The sequence below is a fragment of the Paenibacillus sp. OT2-17 genome (assembly GCF_009827695.1).
GTDB lineage: Bacteria > Bacillota > Bacilli > Paenibacillales > Paenibacillaceae > Paenibacillus > Paenibacillus polymyxa_B.
In genome coordinates, this window is the sequence record NZ_WUDQ01000953.1 from 1 (window position 1) to 804 (window position 804).

Annotated in this window: 1 protein-coding gene and 1 pseudogene; both read right to left on the reverse strand. The window is 45.4% G+C overall.

Features of this window, described 5'->3' with window-relative positions; genetic code table 11:
- A partial coding sequence (modA, locus tag GRP75_RS28415; RefSeq protein WP_160791053.1) for a molybdate ABC transporter substrate-binding protein occupies positions 1 to 381 on the reverse strand: 381 nt, incomplete at its 3' end.
- 103 nt (positions 382 to 484) lie between these two features.
- Positions 485 to 804: pseudogene (locus GRP75_RS28420) on the reverse strand (thiazole biosynthesis adenylyltransferase ThiF); the annotation flags it as partial.

Consider the following 804-nt stretch of genomic DNA (forward strand, 5'->3'; position numbering starts at 1 on the left):
CGCCTTATCTTGTGGAACAACCACAACCAGTTTATTTTGAAGCAACACGTTATCCTTTTCCACCAATGAAGCATCCGTTAATGCCTTCATTTGCTTCATGCCCGCCGAAATAAATACGTCAGCGGGTGCGCCTTGTTCAATTTGTTTTTGTAATGTACCAGATGAAGCGTAGTTAAAGGTAAGTTTGATATCTGGGTGCTGTTTCTCATACTGGTCCTTGAGCGTATTCAGACTATCTTGAAGACTTGCAGCGGCAGATACGACTAGTTCTGTCTTGGGTGCAGACTGTGCCGACTGTACAGCAGCCGGAGACGAGCACCCCGCCAGAACCCATGCCAACAATCCAACGAACGTGAATATGTACCCAAATTTCTTTTTCAATTTGTTCTTCCCCTATCCTATAAATTCCAAAATGAGATGACGAAAATGTGATGGCGAAAATAAGAAAACATTGTACATCTCATAACGGTTCGAATCTATTGGGTCAACCCAAATATTTGTGATAAATCGATCTCGCCTCAGCGATGTCCTTCGTGCCATGAATTAAGACGCGTCCATCCTGAAAAAGAACAATTCGATGCGTTCCGATAACAACGGATACCAGGTATGGATTATGCTCCACTTTGCCCCCCTGACGGGATAACAAACGTGCCGCTTCATTCAGATCACGTACAGTACCCGGGGCCGGGCGGATTTGAACCGTATCTCGTCCGCACAAGACAGCCGTTTTAGCCTGATGCTCCGATTGTAAAAAAGGATACACAGGGTACTCACCACATGTTGGACAATCGGCTTTCTTCATGG